Below are 14,537 nucleotides of genomic sequence, written 5' to 3'. Positions count from 1 at the left end.
ATGGCTAAGAAACCAAAGTCCAATGATAAAGCACTTGCCCAAAATAAAAAGGCGCGTCATGATTATTCCATATTAAGTACGATGGAAGCGGGAATGGTTTTAACGGGGACGGAAATTAAATCCATCAGAGATCGGCGAGTAACGTTGAGAGATGGATATGTACAGATCCGGCACGGAGAGGCCATCCTCATGAACGTTCAAATTAATGAATATTTACAAGGAAATCAATTTAACCATGATCCCTTCCGTAACCGAAAACTTTTATTGCATAAAAAAGAAATTTTGAAGTTACAAGAAGAAACCAAAAATAAGGGAATCACCATCGTACCGTTGAAGATGTATCTAAAAAATGGTTTTGCCAAAGTCCTAATCGGAGTTGCCAAAGGTAAACACGAATACGATAAACGTGAATCATTAAAGAAGCGTGATCAACAACGGGAAATCGATCGAGCCTTAAAGAATAGATAAAAAGAGATTATCCAGCGGATAATCTCTTTTTTTGTTAGATTGATTTTTTTAAATGTTGGTAATTACGGTGAGATACAACTTGTTCATGATCATTTTTGAAGCCTAAACGACGATATAAACGTTCAGCGTTAGGATTTAAATCATCAACTAGTAAACCTAATTTTTTAAGACCACGTTTTTGAGCATATTCGGGTAGAGCATTAAGCAGTTGAGTTCCAATTCCCATGTTCTGGAACTTGGGATTGACTACCAATGAATCTAGGTACCATTCGTCAGCATCCGCTTCTGGATCTTCGTAAATTGGTTGAGCTGGTAGCTTTACTTGATCAAAGTGTTTTTGAAACTCCTCATCTAAAATATCTTCATGGGCCCCTGGATAGCCATAAGCCACGCCGGCTACTTCATCATGTTCATTTTTAGCAACAATGATGTCTGCATGTTCTGCATAAGTCGGGCTTTTAAAAGTTTCAACAAAGAGTTTGGTAACCTCGTCTGCATCATTATTTAAGTAAAATGGTAGTTCTATTTCATCTAAGATAATCTTGAGTAATTCAATCACCGCTGGAATGTCGGCAGTGGAAGCTTTGGTTATTTTCATGTAAATTCTCCTTTAAAAAATTGTTATAACTGGTTGCGTCGGAATTGATTTTCCAAGTCCGAACTAATTTAGGTTCGCGTAGCGGAGGACGCTTTTGAATCCAGCGATCTAAAATAGCCGCTAAGCAAATAAAGAGAGGGAGGTGTTCTTGGTCAAAAACATTCAATTCAATATAGGCACTACCATTGATTTGAACCCGGTTAATTTCTAGAATAGTTGAAATTCCGTGGAAAACTTTAAAATGACAGGTTACAGTATCTCCGGCAATCCACCAATGCAAGTTATGGACTAAAAGAAATCCACGGATAAAACCGATGGGAGTGGTAACGGTTCCTACCTTGGTACCTTGCAAAAAGAGTTCAAATTTAGGCAGTTTACCAACCGATACCTGCTTTAGTTCTGAAACCAATTTTCCGTTTAAATCATAAACCGAGAGAGCGTCGTTTTTAATGCCCCATTTACCGACCAAAAGATATTTGGAGTTGTGCTTTTCATCGCTGACAATGGTAGCTCCCTTATTTTCGAGTCCTTGGCTTTTTAGATAAAATCTACGCATAGCATAGCCTCGTTTTACTGATGGTTTTCATCAAGTTGCTCAAGAATGGCTTTAGCAACCCCATTTTCATTATTAGTAACGGTCAGATGATTAGCAAGTTTTTTAATTTCCGGAATCGCATTACCCATGGCGTAACTAACACCAGCGATTTTTAACATAGAAGCATCATTCATATTATCACCGATGGTCATTACTTGTGACATGGGAACGTTCAATTCATCAGCAAAGTGTTGAACCGCAATTCCTTTTTGGGCACGGGGATTATTGATTTCGATGTTATTTTCAAAAGAAGATGAAATGGCAACATCAACTTTAGCATGTAAAGCTTCACGAACGGGTTGCAACCCCTTTTGTCCATTTTCACCAAAAGCCACAAGTTTAAGCACTTGAATCTTCGGATCGTCAATTAAAACTTGGTAATCATCCACGTAGCGAATGTTCATTAGTTCCACCCGTGCTGATGACATAGCGACTGCTAATTTGAAAGGTGTGTCTGGGTTAACCGTTTCAAGCAAATGAGCTACGGTTTGAATTCGACGAGTGCGACTATTAGAAACGACGCCTTGGTTAGTTGTAATTTCATAGTAAAGACCGGCTTTTTCTAGTTGATGCATGATCAAGACGGCTGATGGCTTAGTAATAGGAACCATATCTAAAGCTTTACCATCGACGTCGAAAACAGCGGCTCCGTTTAAAGTAATTAGTGGGACCGATAGTCCGTATGCTTCAAGCAAAGGTTTGGCTTCACGATATTCACGACCAGTGGCCACTGCAAAATGAACCCCAGCAGCTTGGGCCTTTTTAATAGCATCTGCGTTGGCACTTGAAATCTGCATTTCTTCGTTAAGAAGTGTTCCATCCATATCTGAAGCGATAATTGAAATCATTTATAAGCACATCCAATCCATGTATTTATGTTAATTCTAACATGACATAGCTTTTTTTTTACTAAATCAGTTAGAATAGAAGTAATAAAATTGTATTAAGGAGTTACGAAATGAAAAAAATAATCCATAACGATTGGCAAGATGTTTTACAAGGTGAATTTGAACAAGCATATTATGCTAAATTGCATGAGTTTTTGAAACATGAATATGCTACTCAAAATATTCATCCTGACATGTACCATATTTTTCAAGCCTTTGAATGGACTCCTTTTTCAAAAGTAAAGGTGGTAATCTTGGGGCAAGATCCATATCATGGACAAAATCAAGCGCACGGACTAAGTTTTTCAGTGCAACCTGGGGTGCAAGTTCCACCATCGTTACAAAATATCTACAAAGAACTCCAAAGTGATTTGGGAATTGCTCCAGTCCAACACGGTTATCTAAAAAAGTGGGCAGACCAAGGAGTGCTACTTTTGAATTCTGTGTTGACCGTTCGTGACGGACAAGCTTATTCCCATCAAGGGCATGGTTGGGAACGGTTGACTGACACGGCGATTCAGGCCTTATCGGAAAGAGAGCAGCCCGTTGTGTTTATTTTATGGGGAAAAGCGGCCCGCGACAAGATTAAGTTAATTGATCAATCCCGCAATATTATTATTCAATCAGCCCATCCCAGTCCCTTATCGGCATACCGGGGCTTCTTTGGCTCAAAGCCATTTTCAAAAACCAACGAAGCGCTTGAAGCGATGGGAGAGACACCAATTGACTGGCAGTTGCCAACGGAAGTTTTGGAGGAAAAATAATCATGGAAACCTATCAACTAAATGACGAAGCCGAAACGATTAAATTTGGCAAAATTATCGGGGAATTACTGGAAGCTAACGACGTGGTCTTATTAGATGGTGATTTAGGAGCCGGAAAAACGACACTGACAAAAGGCATTGCTCAAGCACTTGGAATTCGGCGCTACGTGAAGAGTCCCACCTATACCATTGTGCATGAGTACCATGATGGTAATATGCCATTATTTCATATCGATGCATATCGTCTTGAAGAAGACGGTGCGGGAGATATTGGAATTGACGAATACTTTGAAAGTGATGGAGTGACCGTGGTGGAATGGTCACAGTATATTAAATCGTATTTGCCAGATCAATTTTTAAGGGTTATTTTAGATCGCAATCATGACAATACCAAACGTTTTCTAACTTTGGAGCCTAACGGTGAACATTATCAAAAAATCGAAGAAGCAATTGAGGAAAATATCAATGGCCGATGAAGTTAGTTTTGTTGAGGGGCAAGCTGAGGATGCACAAGGGATTGTTCAACTAATTCAAAAATTGGAATCTGAAACAACTTCCATTGAATTTGATGATGCAATTTCTAAGTTAAGTCTAGAACAAATTGGTGAAAATCTAAATTTGATCCAGCAAAGCCCATTGAATTTTCTCTTAATTGCTAAGTTGGGGGAGACGCCGATTGGCATTGTGACCTTAATCGAAACTGATGAAGTGAAGCATCGGGCTGAATTAGGCGTTGGTGTCTTAAAAGACTACTGGCATAACGGGATTGGGACAATGTTAGTCGATGAAGCTTTATACTGGGCGAAGCAATTTAGCTGGTTAGAGCAAGTTTGGCTAGCAGTTTTGGATAATAATCAGTATGCTATTCAAATTTACCAAAACCTAGGTTTTCAAACTAAAACGCCCCCAACCATGGATGGTCAGGGGCGTCAAATTATAAAAATGGAATTATCCCTTACTTAATCGGACGAATAAAACTAGCTAAGGCATCGGCTCCAAATCGATGTTCTTGATGTAATAAGATATTCGCACAGGCACGGCTATCATCCAGTGCGTTATGATGGTGCTGCAAATCAATTCCAAGATTATCACAAATCGTATTAAGTTTATGATTGGTGTAATCTGGATAGAAGCTTTTGGAAGTTCGTAAAGTATCTAGTGTTTGATATGGTAGTCGATTAATTTGATAACGTTCTAAAGTTTTTTTAAGGACACTATTATCAAAAGTTGCATTGTGGGCCACAACCAGTTTGTCGGGTGTAAAGAACTGTTTAACGACGGGCCAGAGTTCTGGAAATGTGGGTGCATCACTCACATCGGCTTGATGAATGCCATGAACTTGGACATTGCGCCAATTAAATTCAGTTTCAGGGTTAATTAATGAGTAAAGTTCGTCTGTAATGACATCATTTTGAACAACAGTCAGTGCAATTGAACAGGCGCTTGCACGAGTAGGAGCTGCTGTTTCAAAGTCCATTGCGATAAAGTTCAATTGAATCACTTTCCTTTATTGATTTAACCTATAGTTTAACGAATAAAAGTGAGCGAGTAAAGGAGCTAATTAAGATGATTAAAGTTGGAGTGATCGGATTAGGAAATATTGCTCAAAAAGCCTATTTACCGGTGTATAGTGAGTTACAAGATCGTTTTGAATGGCATTTAAGTAGTCGTAATGCGGAGAAATTGGCTCATATTCAAAAACAATTTGGATTTCAATATGGATCAACTAATTCAGACGAATTAATAACAGAGGGAGTAGAAGCAGTCTTTGTGCACACACCAACTGCTACCCACTATGCCATTATTAAGAAATTTTTGGAAAATAAAATCAACGTCTTTGTGGATAAACCAGTATCAGAAGATATAGATGAAGTTCGAGAATTGTATCGTCTCGCTGAAAAACAAGGAGTTTTATTAACCTGTGGATTTAATCGCCGGTTTGTGCCTTTTCATCAACAATTAGCTCAATTACCAGCGAAGCATTTAGTTACGGTAACTAAAACTCGTGAATTAGAGCAGCAAAATCCGTTATTTGCAGTTTATGATTTAATGATTCACGTAATCGATACCACGCAATTCTTAATGGGTTCAGGAACGGTAGAATTTGTCGACGGTCAACTGATCCAACAGGACGGTAATTTGATTTTAGCGCGAATTAATCTTCGCAAGGGAGATATGTTAGGAACAGCAATGATTGATATGCAAACTCAAACTAATAGCGAGATGGCCCAAGTGATTAGTCAAAGAGGGATTTCCACTGTGGATAACTTAAGTTCCTTAACGCTTCAAAAAGAGGGGATTAAACATTATCAACAGGCTCCTGATTGGCAGACTAACTTGAAAACTAGGGGATTTGACCCGTTAGTGCGAAGCTTTTTAACAGCACTTGAAAAGCACGCCGAAAACCCAGTTTCACCAGCATCAGCAATCCTTTCACACGAGTTGTGCGCGCGTTTAATAAGCCAAGGTAAAGTGATAGAATAGACTAAGAGATTTTAAGATGAAAAGAAAAAGTAAGAGGGGAAAGTATGATGGATCAATCAATAGCTGATGCATTTCCAGAGGTTCAAGTGTTAGAGCATGAGCCTTTGTCAAAATACACCAATACCCAAACTGGTGGTCCAGCTGATTTGTTGGTATTTCCAGAGTCAGTAACAGAAACCAAACGACTAGTACTTTGGGCAAAAGAAACGGATACGCCATTGACCATTATTGGTAATGCAAGTAATTTAATTGTGCGAGATGGTGGTATTCGAGGGTTAACGTTAATTTTAACTAAAATGGATGACATCCAGGTCAATGGAAATGAAGTTGTTGCGGAAGCAGGGGCGGCACTGATTCAGACCACGGAAGTAGCCTACCAAGCAGGATTAACGGGCCTTGAATTTGCAGCTGGTATTCCTGGATCAATCGGGGGCGCAGTCTTTATGAATGCGGGTGCCTATGATGGTGAGATTAGTGAAGTAGTTACTAGCGCAGAAATTTTGACGAGAGATGGCGAGATTAAAAATTTAAATAACCATGAACTCGATTTCGGTTACCGCCATAGTAGTGTGCAAGATTATCAAGATGTTGTGCTTTCGGCAACCTTTAAGTTACGTTCAGGGGATGCTAACAAAATTCGAGCTCGGATGGACGAACTGAATCGTTTGCGAGCTTCGAAACAACCTCTTGAATATCCATCATGTGGGAGTGTTTTTAAACGACCAACAGGCTACTTTACTGGAAAATTAATTCATGAGGCAGGTCTTCAAGGCTTTACAGTGGGGGGCGCACAGGTTTCAATGAAACATGCGGGCTTCATCATTAACGTTGGAGGAGCCACCGCAACAGATTACATGGATGTGATTCATCATGTTCAAGCAACCGTCTTGAAACAATTTGGAGTAACGCTAGAAACCGAAGTTCGAATTATCGGTGAAGAGAAATAATTAATTGGTATATATTAGAAGAGTTTAGAAAAATAATTTGATTTTCTAAACTCTTCTTTGTTCGAAAAGACCATAAAGAACGGCAGGTCCATGGTATAATGGGCGTTGAATAAAATTTGGAGGGACGGTTATGGATATAAATTGGTCCCAACTATTAACATGGAGTAACCTCATCAATTTAATCGATATAATTGTGGTTTGGTTTGTAATTTACGAGCTAATTATGTTACTTCGAGGAACCAAGGCGGTACAGCTATTCCGTGGAATAATTGTAATCGTAGTTATTATGGTTGGTAGTTGGTATATTGGATTAAGTACCGTGTATTGGATCATGAACCAAGTCATCAACTGGGGCGTAATTGCCATGGTGATTATCTTCCAGCCGGAGATTCGACGGGGATTAGAACATCTCGGTCGGGGTTCGATTTTTGCTAAGAATCATTCACAAAATGAAGCAGAAGAAAGCTTGATCAAAGCTTTGGATAAAGCGATTCAATACATGGCTAAGCGGCGAATTGGGGCTTTAATATCAATTCAAATGGATACAGGGCTAGATGACTATATTGAAACGGGGATTCCATTAGACGCGGATGTTTCGGGAGAACTACTAATTAATATTTTTATTCCGAATACCCCTTTGCATGATGGGGCAGTTATTATCAAAAATGATAAAATTGCGGTAGCAGCAGCCTACTTACCATTGTCACAAAGTAACTTAATTCCAAAAGAATTAGGAACGCGTCATCGAGCGGCTGTGGGGATGAGTGAAGTTACCGATGCTCTTACCATTGTTGTTTCAGAAGAAACTGGTGAAGTTTCTATTATGAAAGATGGTGAATTAATTCGCGGAATGACACAAGAGTCGTATCTAAAATATTTCCGTACGCAATTAATTACGGCCGATGAAGGACCGACACCATTCTTTGCTTCTGTTACAGAAAATATTTCGTCGTTCTTTAAAGGAAAAAGGGGGCGACACTAAGTGAAAAAACTTTTTACACAAAACTTAGGATATCGCTTAATTGCGCTAGTGTTAGCCGTCCTACTTTTTGCATACGTAAAGACAGATCATTTAACCGCAACCCGCACCTCGGGAGGCGATTCTAATCAAAATAATTCGGCTTTGATGTCGACTAAGACGACTACTATCACCATGCCGGTCGACTTGGATGTTAATACTTCTAAGTACGTAGTGAGCGGTTATCGAGAGAACGTAAAGGTGACTTTGTCTGGAACCAGTGCGCTGGTAACGACCTTAACTAACACGCGTAATTTCAAGGTGTACTTGGACTTGCAAGATTACAAGGCTGGAAAATATACAGTTAAGTATAAAGTTACGGGTCTGGGAAAGGATATTAAATATAAGATTGATCCCGAATTAGCTAAGATTTCGATTGCTAGACGACGAACTAAAAACTTTGAAATTCGATATCGTTACGATACCAATATGATCAAAGAAGGCTACACCATGGGAAATGTTAAATCCTCAACTACGGAGGTTCAGGCCACAGGTTCAGCTACAGATATTGAACGCATTTCTCAAGTAGTCGCAGATGTTAATGTTCCTAGCAACACAACGGAAGATATTTCTGCTCGAGCAGTATTGCAAGCTTTAGACGTAAACGGTAACATTGTAAACGTGGTGTTAACGCCTCAATCAGTAAATGTTACCATTCCAGTTACGAAAGTAGCTTCTAAAGCAAAAAGTTCAGCTTCAACTAGCAGTTCAAGCAGCTCTAAATCAAGCTCAGGAGAATCTAGTTCAGATGCTTCCAGTGCCACGGATGAATCTGCCCAGTCCGATTCAAATGCATCCACTAATTCTTCAGCTCAAACGACCTCAGATAGTGCAACTTCCGACAGTACAAGCACATCTGATGCTAGCGGAAACACAGATACACAGGTGAATTAACAAAGGAGATTATTAACAATGAAATTAAAGTATTTTGGTACTGACGGAGTTCGAGGAATTGCAAATGAAACATTGACTCCAGAATTAGCGTTTCAATTAGGCCGTGCTGGTGGTTATGTTTTAACTAAGCATGCTAAAGATGATGAACAACCACGGGTTTTAGTTTCAAGAGATACCCGAATTTCAGGACAATTGTTAAAACATGCATTGATCTCAGGCTTACTTTCAGTCGGCATTGAAGTTATGGACATGGGAATTGTTACAACTCCTGGTGTGGCTTATCTTGTTCGTAAACAAGAAGCTGACGCTGGTGTAATGATTACTGCTTCACATAATCCGGTTCAAGATAACGGAATCAAGTTCTTTGGTTCAGATGGTTACAAGCTATCAGATGAACTTGAAGCTGAAATCGAAGTACTTTTAGATGCTGATAAAGACAACTTACCTCGTCCTTCATCTACTGGACTAGGTTCAGTGACTGATTATCCAGAAGGTGGATTAAACTATACGGCCTTTCTTGAACAAACTATTCCCGATGACTTGGAAGGTTTGCATATCGCAATTGATGCTGCTAATGGAGCAACCAGTAGCTACGTTTCACAAATATTTGCGGACTTAAATACTGAGTTTGATACGATGGCAACAAATCCAGATGGTTTGAACATCAACGCTGGAGTTGGTTCTACTCATCCTGAAGGATTGGCTAAGTTTGTGGTCGAAAAAGGCGCTGATATGGGAGTTGCTTTTGATGGCGATGGAGACCGTTGTATTGCCGTTGATGAATTAGGTAATATCGTTGACGGTGACAAGATTATGTATATCTGTGGTAAATTCTTGAGCGAACGCGGACGTTTGAAAGACGATACTGTGGTTACAACCGTGATGAGTAATCTAGGACTATATAAGGCTCTAGAAGCTAATGATATGCACTCGGTTAAGACCCAAGTTGGTGACCGCTATGTGGTTGAAGAAATGCTTAAAGACGGATATAACCTTGGTGGTGAACAGTCCGGACACATTGTCTTCTTAGACCACAATACTACTGGAGATGGTATGTTAACCGCCATTCAATTGATGTACGTGGTTAAACAAACTGGTAAAAAGTTGTCTGAGTTAGCTGCTGATGTGACAACTTACCCTCAAAAATTAGTTAACGTTCGAGTACAAGATAAGAAGCTAGCACTTGAAAATCAAGCAATTAAAGATATCATTGAAAAAGTTGAAAATGAAATGAACGGTGAAGGTCGAGTTCTAGTGCGCCCTTCAGGGACTGAAGACCTACTTCGTATTATGGCCGAAGCTCCTACAAAAGAAGCAGTTGGTCAATACGTTGATCGAATTGTTGCTGTAGTTCAAAGTGAAGTTGGCGTGGATTAATTAGTTGAATTCAACTTCTACAACTGAATAAATTTAAAAAACTATGCTATTTTGCAAAAAATGGCATAGTTTTTTTATACGCGAAAAGCATTGCTACCATACCTATTTCGGCATTTGATATATACCGATTTTAAATATTAGCGTTTGACAATTCTATAAAGCCGTTATATATTAATAATCGTTCTATATACCAATTTTAAAAATTTAAATATATTAATTTAGAGGTGCAAGTAGTATGTGTGGAATTGTAGGAGTTACTGGAAGAGCTGATACAACCAATCTATTAGTAAATGGACTTAAAAAACTTGAATATCGTGGATATGATTCTGCGGGAATTTATGTCAGCAATGCTAATGGTGAAGATCATCTGGTTAAAGCTCAAGGTAAGATTAAAAATCTTGAGGAAAAAATTACGGATGATGTCATGGGAACCACAGGAATTGGCCACACACGCTGGGCAACACATGGAGTACCAAGTATTGAAAATGCTCACCCTCATTTTTCAGAAGACCACCGTTTTTACTTAGTTCACAACGGGGTAATTCAAAATTTCAAAGAACTTAAAAAAGACTATTTATCTGAAGTTACTTTCCAAAGCGATACGGATACGGAGGTTGTGGTTCAACTTATCGATCGTTTTGCTAAAGCAGGGATGGATACGGAACAAGCTTTTAAAAAAGCAATTAGTTTATTAAAAGATTCATCATATGCCTTTGTTTTGATGGACCGTCAATTACCAGAAACCTTATTCGTAGCTAAGAACAAGAGTCCTTTGTTAATCGGAGTGGGCGAAGATTTCAATGTAGTTTGCAGTGATGCATTGGCAATGATTAACGTGACTAACCAATTTGTTGAATTACACGACGGGGAGGTAGTTAAGATTACGCCTCAAAGCATTTCAATTAGTAATCTAGCCGGCGAAAGGATCGACCGTGCTCCTTTCACTGTTGATATTGATCAAGCTGACGCGGATAAAGGAACTTACCCATACTACATGCTTAAAGAAGTTGATGAACAACCTGCTGTAATCCGTCGTATCGAAGCTAAATATTTAGATCACGCCGGCAATATTCACTTTGATCAAGCTTTGTTAGATCAAATTAATCAAGCTTCTAAACTTTACATCGTTGGGGCTGGAACCAGTTATCATGCTGGATTAGTGGGTAAGAAGTTATTTGAGAAGTTTACCAAAACTCCTACGGAAGTGGTATTAGCTTCTGAATTTGCTTACGACGATCCTATCATTGAAGATCAAGCCTTCTTTATCTTCTTGAGTCAAAGTGGAGAGACTGCTGATAGTCGTCAAGTTTTAGTTCGAGTAAACGATGAATGGCAAAAACCCAGCCTAACAATTACTAACGTTGCTAACTCAACATTGGCTCGTGAAGCGGACTTCTCAGCTACGCTGGAAGCGGGTCCTGAAATTGCCGTTGCTTCAACTAAAGCATATACAGCGCAAATCGCAGTAGAAGCTTTATTGGCAGTAGCAATGGGACGTGAAAAGACTAATGCTACAGCTGTCAATTTTGATATTACGGGACAATTGAGTAAGGTTGCTAATGCCATTCAAACCGTGGTCGATGAGAAGGGTAAGATTGAAGAGTTAGCTCTAGCAACTTTACGAGAAACGCGCAATGCGTTTTATATTGGACGAGGCTTGGATTATAATGTTGCCTTGGAATCTTCTTTGAAACTAAAAGAAATTTCTTATATCCAAGCTGAAGGTTTTGCTTCTGGTGAATTAAAGCATGGTACGATTGCTTTGATTGAAGATGGAACGCCGGTAATTGGAATTATTACGCAATCTAAGACGGCGGATCATACGCGTAGTAATCTTCAAGAAGTTCTTTCTCGTGGTGCTAACGTCATCACCATGGTTAGTGAAGATTTGGCTAATTCTACAGATGATATCTTACTTCCAGTAGTGGACGAAATGTTGATGCCATTGGTTAGTGTGATAGCTGCTCAATTGTTAGCTTATTATGCTAGTTTGCAGCGTGGATATAACGTAGACCAACCACGTAATTTAGCTAAGAGTGTCACGGTCGAATAAAAGTTAATATCTAAAATAAGCGGTACAGGTGCTAAACTGTATCGCTATTTTTTTGGATAAATTGCTAAACAGTATTGACACTCATAGTTGTAAGCGTTATCATTGTTCGTGTAAGGTAGTGGCGCATCTCCTACCTGTACAATCAATTCTCTTTCTCTCTTATGCTGGATCCGACTATCAAAAGGTCAGGATCCTTTTTTGTTGTCTAAAGTGTCACTAGACACAACCTCCTACGGCAAACTATACTAGTAGAAGTGGAGGCAGAGCAATGAAGAGTAATGAAACATTTACGCTAATCCAAGAGATTACGCGCTTAGACGGAACTAAATATATTGAAATTGGAAATATGATGATGAATGGTCGGGCTGAATTAGCCGCTGAACGTGGTTATATTAAATCTGTCCGAATTTTGCAATTAAATATCTCACATTCCCAACATGTTATTAATTACGAAAAGTATATTGGGGAGCGCTACGAGATGCCGGATGAGTCCATGACGGCTTGGGAAGAATGGCAAAAAGACGATCGGATTATGAAAGAATTTAATGCGATCCTTCATGAAAATCATATTAGTGGCTAAATCATAAAAAGGTCGGTGAGCTAAAACTGCAACTCAGCAGGAGCGCGAAGCCGACCTTTTATTTTAGTAATAGTAAATAAAAATTAACGGTGCAAAATATTCGCATTATGGCGGATAAAGTGCTATTATATTCATGAATTTAAATATAAGAATACTGTACAAGGTTTGAGCACAGGAGGGTACATATTATGGAAAAAGCATATATGATCGGTACTGGAATTGCCAATTTAGCAGCAGGTATTTATTTGATTCGCGATGGTGGGTGGTCTGGTAACCAGATTACGATGTTTGGTTTAGAAAAACATGGTGCCAATGATGGGGCTGCCGTCGCCGACTATGAGCAAGAATATGGAAATCAAAGTCTGTCTAACAACCGAGGCTATTTAGCCAAGGGTGGACGGATGTTAAACGAAGAAACTTACGAAAATCTCTGGGACATTTTGCGGAGTGTCCCATCTTTGGACAATCCGGGCCAATCGGTTACGGATGATATATTGAATTTCGATCATGCACATCCCACTCATGATGTTGCCAGATTGATGGATAAGAAGAATGGAATTCGTAACAATGGTGGAGCAGACGACTATAATCGGATGCAGTTTAATAATAAAGATCGCTACTTACTATCTAAATTAATGATGATGCCAGAGAGTAAGGAAGATAAATTAAACGATATTAGCATTGCAGAATGGTTCGCTGAAAGTCCTCATATTTTTTCAACTAACTTCTGGTATATGTGGGAAACTACTTTTGCCTTCAAGAAGGAAAGCTCGGCCATGGAGCTTCGGCGCTATATGAATCGGATGATTCTAGAATTCAGTCGAATCAATACTTTGGAAGGGGTAACTCGTACACCATACAATCAGTTTGAAAGTATTATCTTACCTATGAGAAAATACCTTGCGGATCAAGGCGTTGAATTTATTAATAACCGAAAAATTACGGCATTTAACTTCAAAGACACTCCGCTCCGTGATGATATTATCGTTACGGGACTTGAATACGAAGATGTTGAGAGCGGTGAAACTGGAAAAATCGAAGTTGATGAAAATGATTTAGTATTTGATATTAATGGAGCAATTACGGATAGTTCATCAATGGGTGATTTCAACACGCCAATTAAAGAAAATATGGAATACGCTCCAAGTGCAGCCCTTTGGAAACAAGCTACAGAACATTTTTATAACCTTGGAAATCCTGATAAATTCTTTAATGATCGAGCCCAAAGTGAATGGATGAGTTTCACGGTTACTACTAATAACCACTACTTGGTAAATGAAATTAGTCGAATTACCCAACAAGAACCGGGGAATGCGCTAAATACTTGGGTAGATAGTAACAACCTCCTATCCATTGTGGTGCATCACCAACCTCATTTCCATGCCCAAAAGGAAAATGAAACGGTCTTCTGGGGTTACTTCATGTTCCCACGTAAAAATGGGGATTATGTTGATAAACCAGTGATTGAAATGACGGGTAAAGAAATGCTTCAAGAACTTCTAGGACATCTATCAGAAGTTGACCGAGCAGCTGATAACATCATCAATCATGAAGAAGAAATCATGGATAGTATCGTGAATGTTATTCCAGTTTACATGCCATATGCTAGTGCTTTGTTCAACCAACGGGCAGTGGGAGATCGTCCAGACGTTATACCAAAGAACTCTAAGAACTTGGCTTTTGTTAGTCAATTTGCTGAAATGCCATTTGATATGGTCTTTACGGAACAGTATTCAATCAGAGCCGCTCAAAAGGCGGTTTACCACTTCATGGGTATTCCAGAATCACAAATGACGCCGGTTCATCACTATGAAAAAGATCCAAAAGTCTTGCTAAAAGCAACTAAGACTATGTTTAGATAAAAATAAGTAT

The 14,537-nt window shown here is 39.1% G+C and carries 16 protein-coding genes; 12 read left to right on the top strand and 4 right to left on the bottom strand.

Going from position 1 to position 14,537, the window contains the following annotated elements:
- Nucleotides 1–468 (top strand): SsrA-binding protein SmpB, encoded by a 468-nt coding sequence (smpB, locus tag IV86_RS05220; protein WP_002834060.1) that lies wholly within the window; start codon nucleotides 1–3, stop codon nucleotides 466–468.
- A 34-nt stretch (nucleotides 469–502) separates the two neighbouring features.
- Here smpB and IV86_RS05215 read toward each other — a convergent pair whose 3' ends face one another.
- The 3 genes from IV86_RS05215 to IV86_RS05205 are packed head-to-tail and all read right to left on the bottom strand — an operon-like array spanning nucleotide 503 to nucleotide 2,509.
- Nucleotides 503–1,066 (bottom strand): GNAT family N-acetyltransferase, encoded by a 564-nt coding sequence (locus IV86_RS05215; protein ID WP_056979413.1) that lies wholly within the window; start codon nucleotides 1,064–1,066, stop codon nucleotides 503–505.
- Nucleotides 1,020–1,622, bottom strand: a complete 603-nt coding sequence (locus tag IV86_RS05210) for an LURP-one-related/scramblase family protein (protein ID WP_002834058.1) — start codon at nucleotides 1,620–1,622, stop codon at nucleotides 1,020–1,022. Before IV86_RS05210 ends, IV86_RS05215 begins: the two co-directional genes overlap by 47 nt.
- Nucleotides 1,623–1,636: 14 nt before the next feature.
- The gene (locus IV86_RS05205) at nucleotides 1,637–2,509 is read right to left on the bottom strand and encodes a Cof-type HAD-IIB family hydrolase (protein WP_002834057.1); all 873 of its coding nucleotides are present in this window, start codon (nucleotides 2,507–2,509) and stop codon (nucleotides 1,637–1,639) included.
- 110 nt (nucleotides 2,510–2,619) lie between these two features.
- Here IV86_RS05205 and IV86_RS05200 point away from each other — a divergent pair, with 110 nt between their 5' ends.
- The 3 genes from IV86_RS05200 to IV86_RS05190 are packed head-to-tail and all read left to right on the top strand — an operon-like array spanning nucleotide 2,620 to nucleotide 4,275.
- Nucleotides 2,620–3,312, top strand: coding sequence for a uracil-DNA glycosylase (locus tag IV86_RS05200; protein ID WP_002834055.1), 693 nt, complete (start codon nucleotides 2,620–2,622; stop codon nucleotides 3,310–3,312).
- 2 nt (nucleotides 3,313–3,314) lie between these two features.
- A complete protein-coding gene (gene tsaE, locus IV86_RS05195) occupies nucleotides 3,315–3,788 on the top strand; it encodes a tRNA (adenosine(37)-N6)-threonylcarbamoyltransferase complex ATPase subunit type 1 TsaE (RefSeq protein WP_002834053.1) in 474 nt (157 codons plus the stop codon).
- Nucleotides 3,778–4,275 carry a GNAT family N-acetyltransferase gene (locus tag IV86_RS05190; RefSeq protein WP_002834051.1) on the top strand — a complete coding sequence of 166 codons (498 nt, stop codon included), beginning with the start codon at nucleotides 3,778–3,780 and terminating at the stop codon, nucleotides 4,273–4,275. Before tsaE ends, IV86_RS05190 begins: the two co-directional genes overlap by 11 nt.
- Here the strand turns inward: IV86_RS05190 and IV86_RS05185 are convergent.
- Complete coding sequence (locus tag IV86_RS05185; protein ID WP_056979412.1) at nucleotides 4,268–4,804, bottom strand: 3'-5' exonuclease; 537 nt, start codon at nucleotides 4,802–4,804, stop codon at nucleotides 4,268–4,270. The genes IV86_RS05190 and IV86_RS05185 overlap by 8 nt on opposite strands.
- A 74-nt stretch (nucleotides 4,805–4,878) precedes the next feature.
- Between IV86_RS05185 and IV86_RS05180 the strand changes: the two genes are divergently transcribed.
- The 8 genes from IV86_RS05180 (at nucleotide 4,879) to IV86_RS05145 (ending at nucleotide 14,527) form a co-directional block, all read left to right on the top strand.
- Nucleotides 4,879–5,796 (top strand): Gfo/Idh/MocA family protein, encoded by a 918-nt coding sequence (locus tag IV86_RS05180; RefSeq protein ID WP_011673083.1) that lies wholly within the window; start codon nucleotides 4,879–4,881, stop codon nucleotides 5,794–5,796.
- Between the two features lie 44 nt (nucleotides 5,797–5,840).
- A complete protein-coding gene (gene murB, locus IV86_RS05175) occupies nucleotides 5,841–6,743 on the top strand; it encodes a UDP-N-acetylmuramate dehydrogenase (protein ID WP_002834046.1) in 903 nt (300 codons plus the stop codon).
- Between the two features lie 130 nt (nucleotides 6,744–6,873).
- A complete protein-coding gene (gene cdaA / locus IV86_RS05170; protein ID WP_002834044.1) occupies nucleotides 6,874–7,725 on the top strand; it encodes a diadenylate cyclase CdaA in 852 nt (283 codons plus the stop codon).
- A complete protein-coding gene (locus IV86_RS05165; protein WP_002834043.1) occupies nucleotides 7,726–8,655 on the top strand; it encodes a CdaR family protein in 930 nt (309 codons plus the stop codon).
- 18 nt (nucleotides 8,656–8,673) lie between these two features.
- Nucleotides 8,674–10,032 carry a phosphoglucosamine mutase gene (glmM, locus tag IV86_RS05160; protein ID WP_002834042.1) on the top strand — a complete coding sequence of 453 codons (1,359 nt, stop codon included), beginning with the start codon at nucleotides 8,674–8,676 and terminating at the stop codon, nucleotides 10,030–10,032.
- 235 nt (nucleotides 10,033–10,267) lie between these two features.
- On the top strand, nucleotides 10,268–12,085 hold the full coding sequence (glmS, locus tag IV86_RS05155) for a glutamine--fructose-6-phosphate transaminase (isomerizing) (protein WP_002834041.1): 1,818 nt from the start codon (nucleotides 10,268–10,270) through the stop codon (nucleotides 12,083–12,085).
- Nucleotides 12,086–12,353: 268 nt separating this feature from the next.
- The gene (locus tag IV86_RS05150) at nucleotides 12,354–12,665 is read left to right on the top strand and encodes a hypothetical protein (protein ID WP_002834040.1); all 312 of its coding nucleotides are present in this window, start codon (nucleotides 12,354–12,356) and stop codon (nucleotides 12,663–12,665) included.
- Between the two features lie 188 nt (nucleotides 12,666–12,853).
- A complete protein-coding gene (locus IV86_RS05145) occupies nucleotides 12,854–14,527 on the top strand; it encodes an oleate hydratase (protein ID WP_081035678.1) in 1,674 nt (557 codons plus the stop codon).
- Nucleotides 14,528–14,537: the final 10 nt, after the last annotated feature.

Origin of the sequence: Pediococcus pentosaceus, assembly GCF_001437285.1 — a bacterium.
In the GTDB taxonomy this organism is placed as follows: domain Bacteria; phylum Bacillota; class Bacilli; order Lactobacillales; family Lactobacillaceae; genus Pediococcus; species Pediococcus pentosaceus.
Note: the sequence above shows the minus strand (reverse complement) of the source record. Positions and strands in the feature narration are given on the sequence as shown.

What these genes read in the sequence shown, in the direction of transcription:
- IV86_RS05215 (WP_056979413.1), bottom strand. Translation starts at nt 1,066, where the DNA reads ATGAAAATAACCAAAGCTTCCACTGCCGACATTCCAGCGGTGATTGAA.
- glmS (WP_002834041.1), top strand. Translation starts at nt 10,268, where the DNA reads ATGTGTGGAATTGTAGGAGTTACTGGAAGAGCTGATACAACCAATCTA.
- IV86_RS05205 (WP_002834057.1), bottom strand. Translation starts at nt 2,509, where the DNA reads ATGATTTCAATTATCGCTTCAGATATGGATGGAACACTTCTTAACGAA.
- glmM (WP_002834042.1), top strand. Translation starts at nt 8,674, where the DNA reads ATGAAATTAAAGTATTTTGGTACTGACGGAGTTCGAGGAATTGCAAAT.
- IV86_RS05190 (WP_002834051.1), top strand. Translation starts at nt 3,778, where the DNA reads ATGGCCGATGAAGTTAGTTTTGTTGAGGGGCAAGCTGAGGATGCACAA.
- murB (WP_002834046.1), top strand. Translation starts at nt 5,841, where the DNA reads ATGATGGATCAATCAATAGCTGATGCATTTCCAGAGGTTCAAGTGTTA.
- tsaE (WP_002834053.1), top strand. Translation starts at nt 3,315, where the DNA reads ATGGAAACCTATCAACTAAATGACGAAGCCGAAACGATTAAATTTGGC.
- cdaA (WP_002834044.1), top strand. Translation starts at nt 6,874, where the DNA reads ATGGATATAAATTGGTCCCAACTATTAACATGGAGTAACCTCATCAAT.
- IV86_RS05200 (WP_002834055.1), top strand. Translation starts at nt 2,620, where the DNA reads ATGAAAAAAATAATCCATAACGATTGGCAAGATGTTTTACAAGGTGAA.
- IV86_RS05150 (WP_002834040.1), top strand. Translation starts at nt 12,354, where the DNA reads ATGAAGAGTAATGAAACATTTACGCTAATCCAAGAGATTACGCGCTTA.
- IV86_RS05180 (WP_011673083.1), top strand. Translation starts at nt 4,879, where the DNA reads ATGATTAAAGTTGGAGTGATCGGATTAGGAAATATTGCTCAAAAAGCC.
- smpB (WP_002834060.1), top strand. Translation starts at nt 1, where the DNA reads ATGGCTAAGAAACCAAAGTCCAATGATAAAGCACTTGCCCAAAATAAA.
- IV86_RS05210 (WP_002834058.1), bottom strand. Translation starts at nt 1,622, where the DNA reads ATGCGTAGATTTTATCTAAAAAGCCAAGGACTCGAAAATAAGGGAGCT.
- IV86_RS05145 (WP_081035678.1), top strand. Translation starts at nt 12,854, where the DNA reads ATGGAAAAAGCATATATGATCGGTACTGGAATTGCCAATTTAGCAGCA.